The sequence below is a fragment of the Nocardia sp. CY41 genome (genome assembly GCF_009829325.1).
In the GTDB taxonomy this organism is placed as follows: Bacteria; Actinomycetota; Actinomycetes; order Mycobacteriales; family Mycobacteriaceae; genus Nocardia.
This window is the reverse complement of sequence record NZ_VUOS01000001.1, coordinates 331672-346888: the sequence shown is the minus strand read 5'-3', so window position 1 is coordinate 346888 and position 15217 is coordinate 331672. Positions and strand designations below refer to the sequence as shown.

The 15217-nt window shown below is 69.6% G+C and carries 19 protein-coding genes; 12 read left to right on the top strand and 7 right to left on the bottom strand.

All coding sequences use genetic code 11. The features are described 5' to 3' along the window. The 7 genes from GVY64_RS01665 (at position 1) to GVY64_RS01635 (ending at position 6926) form a co-directional block, all read left to right on the top strand. Positions 1 to 969 (top strand): phosphatidylinositol mannoside acyltransferase, encoded by a 969-nt coding sequence (locus GVY64_RS01665; RefSeq protein WP_159837975.1) that lies wholly within the window; start codon positions 1 to 3, stop codon positions 967 to 969. Next, complete coding sequence (locus GVY64_RS01660; protein WP_159837973.1) at positions 966 to 2090, top strand: glycosyltransferase family 4 protein; 1125 nt, start codon at positions 966 to 968, stop codon at positions 2088 to 2090. Before GVY64_RS01665 ends, GVY64_RS01660 begins: the two co-directional genes overlap by 4 nt. After that, the gene (locus tag GVY64_RS01655) at positions 2090 to 3133 is read left to right on the top strand and encodes an NUDIX hydrolase (protein ID WP_159838259.1); all 1044 of its coding nucleotides are present in this window, start codon (positions 2090 to 2092) and stop codon (positions 3131 to 3133) included. The genes GVY64_RS01660 and GVY64_RS01655 overlap by 1 nt, the downstream gene beginning before the upstream one ends. 452 nt (positions 3134 to 3585) lie before the next feature. After that, positions 3586 to 4488 carry a pyridoxal 5'-phosphate synthase lyase subunit PdxS gene (gene pdxS / locus GVY64_RS01650; RefSeq protein ID WP_063021001.1) on the top strand — a complete coding sequence of 301 codons (903 nt, stop codon included), beginning with the start codon at positions 3586 to 3588 and terminating at the stop codon, positions 4486 to 4488. Between the two features lie 24 nt (positions 4489 to 4512). Then, positions 4513 to 5394, top strand: coding sequence for a LysR substrate-binding domain-containing protein (locus tag GVY64_RS01645; RefSeq protein ID WP_159837971.1), 882 nt, complete (start codon positions 4513 to 4515; stop codon positions 5392 to 5394). Positions 5395 to 5558: 164 nt separating this feature from the next. Next, positions 5559 to 6053, top strand: a complete 495-nt coding sequence (locus GVY64_RS01640) for a hypothetical protein (RefSeq protein ID WP_201297850.1) — start codon at positions 5559 to 5561, stop codon at positions 6051 to 6053. Between the two features lie 138 nt (positions 6054 to 6191). After that, positions 6192 to 6926 (top strand): SDR family oxidoreductase, encoded by a 735-nt coding sequence (locus tag GVY64_RS01635; protein WP_159837969.1) that lies wholly within the window; start codon positions 6192 to 6194, stop codon positions 6924 to 6926. 108 nt (positions 6927 to 7034) lie between these two features. Here GVY64_RS01635 and GVY64_RS01630 read toward each other — a convergent pair whose 3' ends face one another. Beyond that, positions 7035 to 7661 carry a hypothetical protein gene (locus GVY64_RS01630; protein WP_159837967.1) on the bottom strand — a complete coding sequence of 209 codons (627 nt, stop codon included), beginning with the start codon at positions 7659 to 7661 and terminating at the stop codon, positions 7035 to 7037. 106 nt (positions 7662 to 7767) lie between these two features. Between GVY64_RS01630 and GVY64_RS01625 the strand changes: the two genes are divergently transcribed. The 3 genes from GVY64_RS01625 (at position 7768) to GVY64_RS01615 (ending at position 10231) form a co-directional block, all read left to right on the top strand. Further along, a complete protein-coding gene (locus tag GVY64_RS01625) occupies positions 7768 to 8589 on the top strand; it encodes an acyl-CoA thioesterase (RefSeq protein WP_159837965.1) in 822 nt (273 codons plus the stop codon). Positions 8590 to 8665: 76 nt separating this feature from the next. Then, a complete protein-coding gene (gene pdxT / locus GVY64_RS01620; RefSeq protein ID WP_159837963.1) occupies positions 8666 to 9316 on the top strand; it encodes a pyridoxal 5'-phosphate synthase glutaminase subunit PdxT in 651 nt (216 codons plus the stop codon). 162 nt (positions 9317 to 9478) lie between these two features. Continuing rightward, positions 9479 to 10231 (top strand): YebC/PmpR family DNA-binding transcriptional regulator, encoded by a 753-nt coding sequence (locus GVY64_RS01615; RefSeq protein WP_063020994.1) that lies wholly within the window; start codon positions 9479 to 9481, stop codon positions 10229 to 10231. Here the strand turns inward: GVY64_RS01615 and GVY64_RS01610 are convergent. The 4 genes from GVY64_RS01610 to GVY64_RS01595 all read right to left on the bottom strand — a co-directional run bounded on the left by GVY64_RS01610 (position 10228) and on the right by GVY64_RS01595 (position 12451). Next, positions 10228 to 10731: an SRPBCC family protein gene (locus tag GVY64_RS01610; RefSeq protein WP_159837961.1), complete on the bottom strand. Its 504-nt coding sequence runs from the start codon at positions 10729 to 10731 to the stop codon at positions 10228 to 10230. The two genes, GVY64_RS01615 and GVY64_RS01610, sit on opposite strands and share 4 nt — an antisense overlap. A gap of 70 nt (positions 10732 to 10801) precedes the next feature. Then, positions 10802 to 11158, bottom strand: coding sequence for a metalloregulator ArsR/SmtB family transcription factor (locus GVY64_RS01605; RefSeq protein ID WP_159837959.1), 357 nt, complete (start codon positions 11156 to 11158; stop codon positions 10802 to 10804). Between the two features lie 108 nt (positions 11159 to 11266). Continuing rightward, complete coding sequence (locus GVY64_RS01600; protein ID WP_195083639.1) at positions 11267 to 11473, bottom strand: DUF5988 family protein; 207 nt, start codon at positions 11471 to 11473, stop codon at positions 11267 to 11269. Positions 11474 to 11515: 42 nt separating this feature from the next. Next, complete coding sequence (locus GVY64_RS01595; protein WP_159838253.1) at positions 11516 to 12451, bottom strand: NADP-dependent oxidoreductase; 936 nt, start codon at positions 12449 to 12451, stop codon at positions 11516 to 11518. A gap of 97 nt (positions 12452 to 12548) precedes the next feature. Between GVY64_RS01595 and GVY64_RS01590 the strand changes: the two genes are divergently transcribed. After that, positions 12549 to 13523 carry a GlxA family transcriptional regulator gene (locus GVY64_RS01590; protein WP_159837957.1) on the top strand — a complete coding sequence of 325 codons (975 nt, stop codon included), beginning with the start codon at positions 12549 to 12551 and terminating at the stop codon, positions 13521 to 13523. Between the two features lie 16 nt (positions 13524 to 13539). Here the strand turns inward: GVY64_RS01590 and GVY64_RS39020 are convergent, their stop codons facing one another. Both GVY64_RS39020 and GVY64_RS39015 read right to left on the bottom strand, forming a co-directional pair. Continuing rightward, on the bottom strand, positions 13540 to 13731 hold the full coding sequence (locus GVY64_RS39020) for a hypothetical protein (protein ID WP_236566531.1): 192 nt from the start codon (positions 13729 to 13731) through the stop codon (positions 13540 to 13542). A gap of 132 nt (positions 13732 to 13863) precedes the next feature. Next, positions 13864 to 14547 carry an alpha/beta hydrolase-fold protein gene (locus tag GVY64_RS39015; RefSeq protein WP_442939497.1) on the bottom strand — a complete coding sequence of 228 codons (684 nt, stop codon included), beginning with the start codon at positions 14545 to 14547 and terminating at the stop codon, positions 13864 to 13866. Between GVY64_RS39015 and GVY64_RS01580 the strand changes: the two genes are divergently transcribed. Then, positions 14546 to 15061 carry an O-acetyl-ADP-ribose deacetylase gene (locus tag GVY64_RS01580; protein WP_159837955.1) on the top strand — a complete coding sequence of 172 codons (516 nt, stop codon included), beginning with the start codon at positions 14546 to 14548 and terminating at the stop codon, positions 15059 to 15061. The genes GVY64_RS39015 and GVY64_RS01580 overlap by 2 nt on opposite strands. Positions 15062 to 15217: the final 156 nt, after the last annotated feature.

Sequence of the window (15217 nt, the reverse complement as noted above, 5' to 3'; positions counted from 1 at the left end):
ATGACTATCGGGGAGCAGATCGGCGCCGCCGGTTACGCGGCGGGATGGCGGCTGGTGCGCGCGCTGCCGGAGCCGACGGCCCGGCGACTGTTCGAATGGGGCGCCGACCGTGTCGCCCGGCGGGCCAACCGGGAATTCCACGCGGGCGGCGCGCCGAATCAATTGCGGCGCAATCTGGCCCGTGTGCTCGGCGTGCTTCCGGCGGACGTGCCGGACGAGCTGATCGGCGCCAGCGTGCGGTCGTACGCCCGATACTGGCGGGAGGCGTTCCGGCTGCCCACCATGGACCATGCCGCGATCGACTATTACGTCGACGGGCTGGAGCATCTGGATGCCGCGCTCGCCGAGGGCCGGGGCGTGGTCTTCGTACTCCCGCACTCCGGTAACTGGGACATGGCGGGCGTCTGGCTGGTGCAGCACTACGGCGGCCTCACCACCGTGGCCGAGCGGCTGAAGCCGGAATCGCTGTTCGAGCGGTTCGTCGCCTATCGGGAGAGCCTCGGCTTCGAGGTGTTCCCACTGACCGGCGGTGAGCAACCGCCGTTCGGACAGTTGGCGGCGCGCCTGCGGCAGAACAAGATCGTGTGCTTGATGGGCGAACGCGACCTCACCGGCAAAGGCGTCCCCGTCGAGTTCTTCGGTGAGCGCACCTGGATGCCGGCAGGCGCGGCAAGACTGGCCATCGAGACCGGTGCCGCGTTGCTGCCGGTGCACGCCTGGTTCGAGGTGGACGCCGACGGCCATGAGGACTGGGGGCTGAAAGTCGAAGCGCCGGTGGATGTTTCCGGTGGGGTAGCGGCGGCTACCCAGGCGTTGGCGGATCTTTTCGCGGCGAATATCGCCGAGCATCCCGCGGATTGGCACATGCTGCAACCATTGTGGGAAAGCGATCTGTCGCCCCAGCGCCGTGCCAGGATCGCCACCGCCCAGGCGAGCATCAAGGCCGAGCAGGGGGACGAATCGCCATGAAGATCGGCATGGTCTGCCCCTATTCGTTCGACGTCCCCGGCGGGGTGCAGGCGCATGTGGTCGAGCTTGCGCGGGTATTCCTCGAACGCGGGCACAAAGTGAGCGTCCTGGCCCCCGCCTCCGAGGGCACGCCGCTGCCGGAATTCGTGGTGTCGGCGGGCCGCGCGGTGGCGATCCCCTACAACGGGTCGGTGGCCCGGTTGTCGTTCGGGCCCATGGCCTATGCTCGGATCCGCCGCTGGATCGACGGCAACGACTTCGACGTGCTGCACATCCACGAACCGAACGCGCCGAGTCTGTCCATGCTCGCGCTGAAGATCGCCGAGGGCCCGATCGTCGCGACGTTCCACACCTCGACGACGAAATCCTTGGTGCTGAGCACTTTCCAGGGCGTGCTGCGGCCGTATCACGAGAAGATCGCCGGCCGCATCGCGGTGTCCGAGCTGGCGCGCCGCTGGCAGGTCGAGGCGCTGGGCTCGGACGCGGTGGAGATTCCCAACGGCGTCGACGTCCCGGCGTTCGCCCGCGCGCCGATGCTGCCCGGCTATCCGCGCACCGGCGGGACGGTGCTATTCCTGGGACGCTACGACGAGCCGCGCAAGGGCATGGACGTGCTGCTCGGCGCGCTGCCCGAACTGGTGCGCAGGCATCCCGAGGTCGAGATCCTGATCGTGGGCCGCGGTGACGAGGACCGGCTGCGCCGCGAAGCGGGCGAGCTGTCCGGGCGCCTGCGCTTCCTCGGCCAGGTGTCCGACGAGGAGAAGGCTTCGGCGATGCGGAGCGCCGACGTGTATGTCGCGCCCAACCTGGGCGGGGAGAGTTTCGGCATCATCCTGATCGAGGCGATGGCGGCGGGCACCGCGGTCGTGGCCAGCGAACTCGACGCCTTCCGTCGGGTGCTGCGGGACGGCACGGCGGGGATGCTGGTGCCGGTCGGTGATTCGGCGGCCCTGGCGGCCGCGCTGCACACCGTGCTCACCGACGAGGTGCGCAGAGAATCTCTGGTGCACACCGCGACACAGGTGGTCGGCGAATACGACTGGCCGGTGGTGGCCGAACAGATCCTGCGCGTCTACGAGACGGTGACCGTCGGCGACACGAGAGTGCGGGCCGCCGGATGATCACCTTCTCCGCGACGACGGTGCTGGTGCTCGCTCTGATCGCCGCGGTAGTCGTGGCGATCGGTCTGTGGGCGTACTCCACCGCCAACCGGCTCGACCGGCTGCACGTGCGCTCCGACCAGTCCTGGCAGGCGCTCGACGCGGCGCTGGCCCGGCGGGCGGTGGTGGCCCGGTCGGTCGCGATGGCGATCGCGGGCCCGGTGTCCGACCCGGCCATGACGGAACAGGCCAGACAGCTGTCGGCCCTCGCGGACCGGGCCGAGCGCGCCGGTCGCGCCGAACGCGAGACCGTGGAGAACCGGCTGTCCTCCGCGTTGTCGGCGGTGGACATCGGCACGCTGCGCCCGCAGTTGGTCGCCGAACTGGCCGACGCCGAGGCCCGGGTGCTGATCGCCCGGCGCTTCCACAACGACGCCGTGCGCGACACGCTTGCGCTGCGCACGCGCCGCCCCGTCCGGATCCTGCACCTCGGGGGTACCGCGCCGCTGCCGTCCTACTTCGAGATCACCGAGCGCGCCACCCCCGCGGCGTCCACGGGGCTGGCGGTCGACACCATCCGCACCACCGCGCGGGTCGTGCTGTTCGACGAGAACGACCGGACCCTGCTGATGCGCGGCAACGACCCGAAGACGCCGGAGGTGTCGTTCTGGTTCACCGTAGGCGGCGGCGTGGAGCCGGGGGAGAGCCTGCGCACGGCCGCGGTGCGGGAACTGTACGAGGAGACCGGGTACCGCGCGGATCCGGCCGACCTGCGCGGCCCGATCTGGCGGCGCGTCGCGGTCTTCCCGTTCGACGGTGAGCTGATCCGCTCCGAGGAATTGTTCTTCGCGCTGCGAGCGCGGGGTTTCGAACCGCACGCGGCGAATCAGACCCTGATCGAACGCCGCTCCATCACCGGGCACCGATGGTGTACCGCGGCCGACATCGCCGCGCTGGACCGCTCCGGCGAGACGGTCTACCCGTATCACCTGGACGAGCTGCTCGCCGAAGCGGCCGAGGCGGCTTCGGGGACCGCTGATCCGGAGGTCCGTTCCATTCGCTGACCGGCAGCGGAACGGGTGTGATGTGTTTCACGATCGTGATACCGTCGCGATGATTCGGGGCGCCGGAGGGTACTGCTGACAGGGACGCATGCCATCTCGGTGTCGTGGTCCCGCTGACGGCGGGGCGTTCCTGCTCGTTGTGGAGGTAGTTGCTTCATGTCGTACCTGCTGTTCGATTTCCTGTTGCCGCTGATCGGTCCCGCGGCGGCGGAGTATTGGGCAACGTTGCTGGTGGTCGGCCCGCTGTGATCCGGAGCCCGGCGCGCGCCGGGCAGTCCAGTACAGCGCCGGGACCGCGCGCTCGCCGCACCATCCCGGCGTAGGGCGTCATAACCCAGATCACACCAGGCCAGTGCGCTCCAACTGGCTATCAAGTGGCCTTTTGCGGCCACCTAGAATCGTGGCGTTCGACCCGAGTGATCGATTGGCGCACATGCCTGGAGGAGTTTGCCGTGACCACCCCTGAGACCACCCAGACCGTCGGTACCGCCCGCGTCAAGCGCGGCATGGCCGAGATGCTCAAGGGTGGGGTGATCATGGACGTCGTCACGCCGGAACAGGCCAAGATCGCCGAGGACGCCGGCGCGGTCGCGGTGATGGCGCTGGAGCGGGTGCCCGCCGACATCCGTGCCCAGGGCGGCGTGTCCCGGATGAGCGATCCGGACATGATCGAGGGCATTATCTCGGCGGTCTCCATTCCGGTCATGGCGAAGGCCCGGATCGGCCACTTCGTGGAGGCGCAGATCCTGCAGAGCCTCGGTGTGGACTACATCGATGAGTCCGAGGTGCTCACCCCCGCCGACTACGCCAACCACATCGACAAGTGGAACTTCACCGTGCCGTTCGTCTGCGGCGCCACCAATCTCGGTGAGGCACTGCGCCGGATCACCGAGGGCGCGGCCATGATCCGCTCCAAGGGTGAGGCAGGCACCGGTGACGTGTCCAACGCGACCACGCACATGCGCAAGATCCGGCAGGAGATCCGCCGGCTGTCGTCGCTGCCCGAGGACGAGCTGTTCGTCGCGGCCAAGGAGCTGCAGGCGCCCTACGAGCTGGTCCGCGAGATCGCCGAGACCGGCAAGCTTCCGGTCGTGTTGTTCACCGCGGGCGGCATCGCCACCCCCGCCGACGCCGCGATGATGATGCAGCTCGGCGCCGAGGGTGTCTTCGTGGGATCGGGCATCTTCAAGTCCGGCAACCCGGCTCAGCGCGCCGCCGCCATCGTCAAGGCCACCACCTTCTACGACGATCCGGACGTGCTGGCCAAGGTGTCGCGCGGGCTGGGCGAGGCCATGGTCGGCATCAATGTCGAGGAGATCGCCCAGCCGCACCGCCTGGCCGAGCGCGGGTGGTGATTTCCGGCCGGTAGCGTCTGCCGCGTGGAGTTGCGGCAGCTGCGGTACTTCGTGGTTCTGGCGGAGGAGTTGCACTTCCGCCGGGCCGCGGAGCGATTGTTCATCTCGACGCCCACGCTCAGCCAGCAGATCAAGGCGCTGGAGCGGGAACTGGGCGGTCCACTGCTGATCCGGGAGCCGCGGGTGGAGCTGACGGCCGCGGGCACGGTGCTGTTGCGCACCGGCAGGGACGCGCTGCGCGCGATGGACGACGCGGTCCGGCAGACCAGGCGCGCCGCCGTGGCCGGCACCCCGGTGCTGCGCCTGGGACTGTTGAACGGCGTCCCGCCGTGGCTGCCCGCACGCATAGACCGCCTGCTCACCACCGCGCTGCCGGGCGCCCGCTCGGTGCTCACCGGTGGGACCACCGCCGATCAGGTGCGCTTGCTCGACGACGACGAAGTCGACTTGGCGCTCCTTCGCACCCCGGTGGAGCTGCCCGAGCGCTTCGCGCAACGCGCGGTGGCCCGCGAGGAACTGGGCGTGGTGATGTCCGAGCGGCATCCCCTCGCGAGCGCGGCACTGCTCGACCCGGCCGAGCTCAGCGGTTACGAGTTGATCTTGTTCGCGCGCGAATCCGCCGCGGGCCTGCATGATTCGCTGTTGCGCACGCTAGCAGGCCACGGCGCCCGGGTACGGCTGAGCGACAGCGCGATGGGGCATGCGCAGATGCTCGCGGTGCTGCCGTCCCGGCCCGACGTGATCGGGCTCAGCTCGTCGCGCGTGGACGGGCTTCCGGGTCTGGTCTGGCGGCCGCTGCGCGGCGCGCCACTGCGGGTGACCTACGCGGTCGCCTGGCGCGCGGCGGTGCGCGATCCCGCCGTCGCGGCGCTGGTCGCCGCGCTGACGGGCGAACTGTCGGCTTAATAGGCCGCGCGGCCCGCTTCCGGTGCTAGGTTCAACTCTTACGGCGGCCGCAAGGTCGTCTCATGGTTCTCACAATCACGCTCAGTAGCTTCGCCATTCGATGGCCGTCCCGGCCATTCGCGCCCTCTCACCGTCGGATCGATCCGAGCGCAAAGGACGAACAGTTGAAGCTTCTCAAGACCGGACGCATCGCAGCAGCGGGACTGGCCCTCATGGCCGCCCTCAGTCTCGCCGCCTGCGGCAGCGACGACAAGAGCGACTCGCCCAAGTCCACTCGCACGACAGTCGGCGCCTCGCCGACCGTGACCATGCCCGCCGCGCCCACCGCCGACGAGCTCAACGCCATGTTGCAGAAGGCGCTCGACCCCGCGGTGCCGAATGAGCAGAAGCTCGACTCCGTGCAGGGCATCGAAGCCGATCCCGGCCTGCCCAACCGTTTGGCCGAAGCGTTCCGGCAGGCGAACGCCACGGCGGTGGTCACCGGAGTGACGGCCTTCGGCGACAGCGTCACCGCCCAGGCCAAGTTCACCATCAACGGGCAGGAGAACCAGGTCGACGTTCCGTTCGTGCTGGACGGCGGCAAGTGGAAGGTGCAGAAGACCTGGGCTTGCCAAGCGCTGGCCAACTTGAACCAGCAATCCCCGGCCTGCATCCCCTGACGGGCGGAAAGGCGGCGGTGAAGTGCGCCGCCCCGTGCCCCCCGGATCGGACTTCCGGCCTGCGGCGTTAGGCCGGGGCTAAGGCGTATTCGGCAGCGTGACATGGACACTCGGCCGCCGCGATGGTCGGCTGGAGCCATGACAGCAAGCAGGACAACACCCGAACGTGTCGTCGTCGTGGGCGGCAGCTCCGGCATGGGACTGGCGCTGGCGGCCGCACTGATCGCCGAGGGCGCGGAGGTCACCATCGCTGGTCGTTCGGCAGAACGGCTGGCCGCGGCGGAGCGCACCCTGTCCGCGGGGCCGGGCACGGTGCGTTCGGCGGTCGCGGACATCACGCGCGAAGCGGACCTCGAGCGTTTGTTCACCGAGCGGGAGCCGGTCGATCACGTCGTCACCACCGCGGCCGACGTCACCGGCGCCTACCAGCCGCTGGCCGGGTTCGACCCCGATCTGGCTCGGAACCTGCTGTCATCCAAGCTGATCGGCCCCACGCTGCTGGCCAAGCACGCCCGGGTGGTCCCCGGCGGCTCGGTGACCTTCACCTCCGGCGTCGCGGCCTACCGGCCGGCGCCGGGCGGCGCCATGGTGGCGGCCGTCAACGGCGCTCTCGCCTCGCTGGCCTACGCCCTGGCCCTCGAACTCGGGCCGGTCCGGGTCAACGTGATCTCACCCGGATGGGTCGACACCCCGATCTGGGACACCATCGCGGGGCCCGCGAAGGCCGAACGTCACCGGCAGCTCGCCGCCCGCCTGCCCGTCGGTCGCATCGGCCGACCCTCCGATATCGCGCAGGCGATGCTCGGGGTGATGCGCAATCCCTTCATCACCGGCACCGTCCTGCACGTGGACGGGGGGCATCGACTGGTGTGACCGGGGCCGGAAAGTCACATGTCGATACGTTCTTATGCGCATTCGACGATTGAATCGGCTTCGTAGACGCTCATCGGTCGGGCGAGAACCGGCAGGGACGGCACGGACCTAGTCCGCCTGATTGTCGTCGACTCGAAGCGCCGGCCGATCAGGGTGGTCCCAGCGGACGAAGAAAGTCGGCGCGAAAGGGTTCTCGGCGTCGTGGCGCAGGAGGGCGGGAATGGTCCACTGTGCCTCGGGCGGGGTGCGGCGGTGGAGTGCGGCTTCGGACAGGTCCAGCCGAACGGTCACGTCTGCGTCGAGGCGGCGGCCCGCGAGCATCGGGCCCGCGACGACGAGGGTGGTCGCGGGCAGCGCCGTCCGGATCGCGGCGCGCGCGGACCGGTCGGCGGCTTCGTCCCAGAGGGCAGGCAGCCACCGGCCGTGGCCGCGGAGCGCATCGATCACTTCGCGGCGCAGCGCGGCATAGTCGAACCAGGTAGTGCGATAGGACATCTCGTCGGTGCGCCCGAACTCCATGCGCAGTGAGGCGGGTCGTACGTAGTCGTGCAGCGAGACCACGTCGGCCGAGCGGCCCGTATCGCGCAGCGCCGCGACGATCCGCCGGGCGAGCGCCACCGGGTCGGCCGCGTCCGCGCCGTCGACGGCGATCACCGTGTGCGAGGTCGCGGTCAGGACGGGACGGGACACCCGCTCGACGAGGCTGTCGGGTGTGATGGGCAGAAAGCGTGGCACCGGTCCATCTCAGCAAAATCGGGACGGCCGGGGCAGCGTGGGCGTTGCCGGGCGTTCACCGGCGGCCGACCGGTGACGCCGTGAGCGGCCGGGATAATCTCAGCGCATGGCGACAATCGAAGAGGCGCTGGAGATAGAGCGGCTGGAGCGGGACATCTTCCGTGGCGCGTCCACCAAGACCCAGCTCCCGCGCACGTTCGGCGGCCAGGTTGCCGGCCAGGCGCTCGTGTCCGCGGTGCGGACGGTGGAACCTCGATTCCAAGTGCACTCGCTGCACGGCTACTTCCTGCGGCCGGGCAATCCGCAGGAGCCGACCGTCTACCAGGTCGAGCGCATCCGCGACGGCCGCTCGTTCTGCACCCGGCGGGTCACCGGCATCCAGGACGGTGCCGCGATCTTCACCATGTCGGCGTCGTTCCACGTCGGTGACCAGGGGCCGGAGCACCAGGACGTCATGCCCGACGTCCCGATGCCGGATGATCTGCCCGACGCGAGCACCACGATGTCGCCCGAACGGCTGTGGGCGATGCGCGAGTGGGAGCACTGGGACATCCGCATGGTCCCGCAGGAGAACGTGTCCCGCCGCGACGGGGTGGTCTCCCAGCAGCAGGTGTGGTTCCGCTACCGGCACCTGTTGCCCGACGATCCGTTGGTGCACGTCTGCACCCTCGCCTACATGAGCGACATGACACTGCTGGGTTCGTCGAAGGTCATCCATCCCGACGAGCCGACCCAGAACGCCTCGCTCGATCACGCGATGTGGTTCCTGCGGCCGTTTCGCGCCGACGAGTGGCTGCTCTACGACCAGTCCTCGCCGTCAGCGGGATTCGGTCGGGGCCTGACCGGCGGCAAGATCTTCACCACGGAGGGCAGGCTGGTCGCCGCCGTGGTGCAGGAAGGTCTGATCCGGACGCTGCGCGAGGACTGACCCGGGCTGAGATGAGGTGCGCGTGGCAGGCGACCGTGAGCGGGCCCACATCGGCAGGGCTCGTAAGCTTTCCGGCGTGAACGCTACCTCGGTCGCCGCACCCGCCGCCGACACCGGACCGGAGCAGTCCCGTCCCACCATCGGCGTGCTCGCGCTGCAAGGCGACGTCCGGGAGCACGTCGCCGCGCTCGCCCGTTGTGGCGCCGAGCCGGTGCTGGTCCGGCGCGACGCGGAACTCGCGGCCGTGGACGCGCTCGTGCTGCCCGGCGGCGAGTCGACCGCGATCAGTAAGTTGCTGCAGGCCTTCGAATTGCTGGAACCGCTGCGCGCGCGGCTGCGCGACGGCATGCCCGCGTTCGGTTCCTGCGCTGGCATGATCCTGCTCGCCTCGGAGGTGCTCGACACCCGCCCGGACGCCGAGCATCTGTCCGGCATCGATATGACGGTGCGGCGCAACGCGTTCGGCCGCCAGGTCGACTCGTTCGAAACCGATCTGCCGTTCGCCGGGTTGACCGGCGGCCCGGTGCGCGCGGTGTTCATCCGGGCGCCGTGGGTCGAGCGGGCCGGCGCGAACGTCGAGGTCCTGGCCACGGTGCCGGCCGGCCCGGCGGCGGGCCGGATCGTCGCGGTCCGGCAGGGCAACGTGCTGGCTACGTCGTTCCATCCCGAAGTGACCGGCGATCTGCGGGTGCACCGCATGTTCGTGGAGATGGTCCGCGAGGCGTGAGGGCACGGGCTGATGACGTCCGCGCGGCGCGCGCAGGCGGATAGTCGGGGCCGCTGCGCACGGCCGTAGGGGCCGCCCGAGTAGGCTGGGGAAGTTGTCCGCCCGGCCGTGCCGGTACCGTACACACGACCAGACGTGCCACCGACCTGAAGGAAGTAGGGAATGAGCGGCCACTCCAAATGGGCCACCACCAAGCACAAGAAGGCTGCGATCGACGCGAAGCGCGGCAAGCTGTTCGCGAAGTTGATCAAGAACATCGAGGTGGCGGCCCGGACCGGTGGCGGTGACCCGGATGGCAATCCGACGCTGTACGACGCCATCCAGAAGGCGAAGAAGTCGTCGGTCCCCAACGACAACATCGAGCGGGCTCGCAAGCGCGGCGGCGGCGAGGAAGCCGGCGGCGCCGACTGGCAGACGATCATGTACGAGGGCTACGGCCCCAACGGTGTCGCCGTACTGATCGAATGCCTCACCGACAACCGCAACCGTGCCGCGGGTGAGGTGCGGGTCGCGATGACGCGCAACGGCGGCAACATGGCCGACCCGGGCTCGGTGGCCTACCTGTTCCATCGCAAGGGTGTCGTCACCCTGGAGAAGAACGGCCTGTCCGAGGACGATGTGTTGCTTGCGGTGCTCGACGCGGGCGCCGAGGAGGTCAACGATCTCGGTGAGTCGTTCGAAATCATCAGCGAGCCGGGCGATCTGATCGCCGTGCGCACCGCGCTGCAGAGCGCCGGGATCGATTACGACTCCGCCGAGTCGGGTTTCCAGCCCTCGGTGTCGGTCGCGGTGGACGCCGACGGCGCCCGCAAGGTGATCAAACTCGTGGACGCCCTCGAGGACAGCGACGACGTGCAGAACGTCTACACCAACGTCGACATCCCGGACGAGGTGCTCGCGCAACTCGACGACTAGTCGACCAGGCGCGCGTAGTACTCCTGCATGGCGGGATAGTAGTGGGCGAAATCGGGGCGGTCGTTCTGTGCGCGGGCCGCCCCGAGCATATCCAGGTAGTACTCCCAGCCGGGGCCGACCTGTGGCAGCTGAGTGATCTCGGTGTCGCTGCGCAGGTGATGGGTGAACCGTAGTTCGGTGGTTCCCGCCGCTTCGCGCAGGGTCAGGTCCAGCTGCCAGTCACCGTGGTCGTCGATGGCGGAGACGGCGAGGCGATGCGGAGGCTCGCAGGCGTCGATGCGCAGCTGCATCCACGGCTGCCGGTCTTCGAAAACCATCTGCAGTTCGATCGTTCGTCCCGGTCCCGCCTCGCCCTCCCACGGTCCGAACCAGCGTGCGGTGCGGTCGGGTTCGGTGACGCTGGCCCAGACGTCTTCGATCGGTGCGCGGTAGGTGCGGATCAGCACCAGATCCCGGCCCGTGTCAGCGGGGAACAGTCGTCCGGTGGGTCGCTTGGTCATGGGTTGTCCTATCTCCTGGGAGCGGAGCTCTGCGCGGTGACGCTCGGGAACCGCCTCCGGTCCGCACCGCTCAGGCGGTGCTCTGGATCGTGTCCTGGCCGCCGGAACGGCGCTCGCGTCTGGTCCGGTACACCTCGGTTTCGAGTGCGTCGAGGTGGTGTGCCCAGGTGGCCGGTTGCTGGAATCGCGCGAGCCACTCGGTGAGCGCCGCGAGCGGGCCGGTGTCGAGCACGTAGAAGCGTTCCCTGCCGACGAGTTCGTCGCGGACGAGCCCGCTTTCGCGCAGAACCCGCAGATGCCGGCTCACGGCGGGGCGGCTGATCGCGAAGTGCCCGGCGATCTCCCCGGCGGTGCGCCGGGTGCCGATCAGTAATTCCATGATCTCCCGGCGCACCGGATCGGCGATCGCGCCGGCTACCTCGTCCACGACAAAAGCGTAACCAGTTGGTTACGCTTTTGTCGAGATGGCGAGTCGAATTCGGTCAGAATTGCGCGACCGGGGGCGGGTTACCGCCCCCGAGCAGGTGAGGCCGGCTCACTCCGCGATCTTCGTGCGATCGCACCATTCGTACACGCGCAGCCGCCCCTCCGGAGTGTCCTGTTCCCGCTGGGTGACCTTGAAGTGCTCGTATCCGCCGCGGTACGGCACCTTCAGTTCCACTCCGGGCGGGGTGATCGGGACGATGCGCGCGGGCAGATCTTGCGGCCCGCCTTCGAGGACAGCTTTTGCACCAATGCTCATCCTCGGATGGTAGAAGCGCGAACGGCCTGATCGTGGCACATTTCAGGGCACGGTGAGTACCAATTTGCCGACGGTTCGCCCGGTGTCGCCCAGTGTGTGCGCTTCGGCCGCCCGCGACAGCGGGAACACTCCCGCGATCGCCGGACGCAGCGCCCCGGATTCGACCAGTCCGGCGAGGGCGAGCATGCCGGCGTGGTCGTGTTCCACCAGTAGCCGGATCGCGCGGACGCCCAGTGCCTCCGCCTCGCGCGCGAGGTCGGCCGCGCCGAACGCCCGCAGTGTCACCAGCAGTCCGCCGGGGCGCAGGGTGCGCAGTGACCGGATGCTGTGGTCGTCGTCGATCGAGTCCAGTACCACGTCGACGTCGTGGACCGCCTCGGCCACATCGGTCGTGCGGTAGTCGATCACCTCGTCGGCGCCGATCTCGCGCAGGAACGCGTGATTGGGTGCGCCGGCCGTGGCGATGACGTAGGCCCCGCGCGCTTTGGCGATCTGCACCGCGAAGTGGCCGACGCCGCCCGCGGCCGCGTGGATCAGCACGCGTTCGCCCGCTTCCAGACGCGCGGTATCGACGAGCGCCTGCCAGGCGGTGAGCGCGGCGAGCGGGATCGCCGCCGCCTGGGTGTGGTCCAGGCCGGCCGGTTTGCGGGCGAAGGCGCGGGCCGGGCCCGCGACGTACTCGGCGCAGGAGCCGTGACCGTGCGGATACGGGAGCATGCCGAACACCTCGTCGCCGGGGCGGAAGAGGGTGACGCCGATGCCGGTGGCCGCGACTTCACCGGAGACGTCCCAGCCGAGGACGAACGGCGGCTCGGGCAGGAACAGTCCCGTGGTGGCGCGGTGGCGCCAATCGGTCGGATTGAGGCCTGCGGCGCGGACCCGGACCAGGATCTGGCCGGGGCCCGGAACCGGTTGCGGGAGCGTCACTTCGGTGAGTACCTCGGGTCCGCCGAGGGTCTGCTGGCTGATCGCGCGCATGGTCGCGGTGCTGTCGATATCGGTCACGGCTGTCAGCCTGCCGGGCGCGGGCGCGACAGGAAATGGCACGATTGCCATTCTTCGATATGATCGTGCCATGGTGGACTCGACTGCACCCCATCGTGTGGTGGTGCTGGCATTGGACGGGGTCTACCCCTTCGAACTCGGCATCCCGAATCGGGTGTTCGGCAGCGCCGCGGGCAGATACGACGTGATCACCTGCTCGGTCGACGGGCGTCCGGTGCGCAGCGCCGCCGATTTCGACATCGCGGTGGCACACGACAGCGGGGCTCTGCGCAGCGCCGACACAGTCGTGCTGCCTGCGTGCGATATCAGCACCGCTCTCACCGGGACATTGCCGCAACCGGTGCTCGACGCGTTCGCGCAGATCCGGCCGGAGGCCAGGATCGTCGCCATCTGCACCGGCGCCTTCGTGGCCGCGGCCGCTGGACTGCTCGACGGCCGCCCGGCCACCACCCACTGGAACCAGGCCGGTCTGTTCCGGCGCACCTTCCCGCGCGTGCTCCTCGACCCCGACGTGCTCTACGTGGACGACGGGAACGTCCTCACCTCGGCGGGCGCGGCAGCAGGGCTCGACGTGTGCCTGCACCTGGTGCGGCGCGATCACGGCAGTGCCGTGGCGAACGCGGTCGCACGCCGCTGCGTGGTCCCGCCGTGGCGCGACGGGGGGCAGGCGCAGTACATCGAGCAGCCGGTGCCACCCGTCACCTCGGCGGGGACCGCCGCGGCCAGGCAGTGGGCGCTGGAGAACCTGCACCAGCCGCTGACCGTCGACGAATTGGCGGTGCGGGCCCGGATGAGCAAGCGCACCTTCGCCCGCCGCTTCCGCGACGAGGTGGGCATGAGCCCGGGCCGCTGGTTGATCCAGCAGCGCGTCTTCCGTGCCAGGCACCTGCTCGAAACCACCGACCTGACCGTCGATCGGATCGCGGGCGAGGTCGGCTTCGCCACCGGCACCTCGCTGCGCCAGCATCTGACCGAGGCGATCGGCGTGTCACCGCAGGCCTATCGGCGCACCTTCCGCGCGCGAGCCGCCGTGGCGGCGAGCTGAACCCGCAATCGGCGAGTCAGTCGGCCGGAACGGGCAAACCCACGCGGCCGACGATCCACGGCAGGGACGCGACGAACGCGGCCGACGCGAATTGCCAGGTGTGGCCGCTCTCGGTGGTGTGGACGGTGCACTCGATGCCGACCGCGCGTCCCGCGGCGCAGAGTTCGCCGGCGGCGTCGACCCCAACCGGTGTCGGGCACGTCGTCACGACCGCCGAGGCCCGCGTGGTCGTCGTCGGGCGCCGGAGCTGTCCGGTTCGCGCCGCCGGATCGCTGCGCGGGAAACAAGTCGTCGAACAGGCCCGCGACGCCGCTGTAGGGACCGTGCCGAGCCATGACGGTCAGCGGGTCGAACGCGGCCCACGCTTCGGCGTCGCCGCCGAAAAGACGCGCATGCTCTGCTCCTCGGTACCGGAGGACGGGCCGAGATCGCCGGCGATGTCGACGAACGTGTGCAGCAGTTCCGAGTGCCGCACCGCCAGATCCACCGCGCAGGTGCCGCCCATGGACCAGCCCACCACCGCCCAGCACGCCGGATCTGCGGAGGCGCCGAACTTCGCTTCGACGTAGGCGGGCACGTCCCCGGTCAGGTGCGCGGCGGCGTTGCCGCGCGGCCCGTCGACGCATTCGGTGTCGATGTTGAAACTGCCGCTGGAGTCGACGAAGACCAGGATCGGGGCGAGGCCGCCGTTCGCCTCGGTGAAACCGTCCAGCGTCGGCATGATCCGGCCGCTGCGGATCCGATCCGCCGGAGTGTTGAACTCGCCGCCGATCATCATCACCACCGGCAGGGCGGGCGTGTTCGGCCCGGCGAACCACGCGGGCGGGAGGTAGACGTATGGTGCAGCGCCGGACTCGCCGGAGCTATCCGCGGTGGCGCCGGAGTCGGAGGAGCGGCGAGTACTGGCACGTCCGGCATTGTCGAGGACATTCCTCGAGGCAGGCTGGGAATCGGCTGCAGCGATCCTGGGCGTCCGGCCGCGGGATGTGATCCGTCGACGGTGTGCGAGGCAGAATGCGAGCATGGTCGAACTGGTGCTGGTACGCGGCGACATCACCGAGCAGGAGGTCGACGCGGTGGTGAACGCGGCCAATTCGTCGCTGCTCGGCGGCGGGGGAGTCGACGGCGCGATCCACCGGCGCGGTGGCTCGGAAATCCTCGCGGAATGCCGCAGGCTGCGAGCGTCCCACTACGGCTCGGGTCTGCCGACCGGGGCCGCGGTCGCCACCACGGCCGGTCGACTGCCCGCGCGCTGGGTGATCCACACGGTCGGCCCCGTGTGGTCGGCCACGGAGGACCGCTCGGCTCTGCTGTCCTCGTGCTATCGAGAATCGCTGCGCGTCGCGGACGAATTGGGGGCGCGGACGGTCGCGTTTCCCGCGATCTCCACCGGCATCTTCGGCTGGCCGATGGAGGACGGGGCCCGGATCGCGGTGGACACGGTTCGCGCGACTCCTACGGCGGTGACCGAAGCACGCTTCGTCTTGTTCGACCAACGTGCTCACGATGTGTTCACGAGGCAGGTATCCGGGCTTTGAGGCCGAATGCGCCTCTCTTCGCGCACCCGCCCGTTCGTGTCGCCGGTGCTGAGGTGCGGGGCCGCCTGCCGAGGGGTGATCGATTGTTCGCCGTTGTGCTGCGAGTAGCCGGGCGGGATCCGTACGGTGTCAGCTTGTAGTTCATTCGGAGCGCCG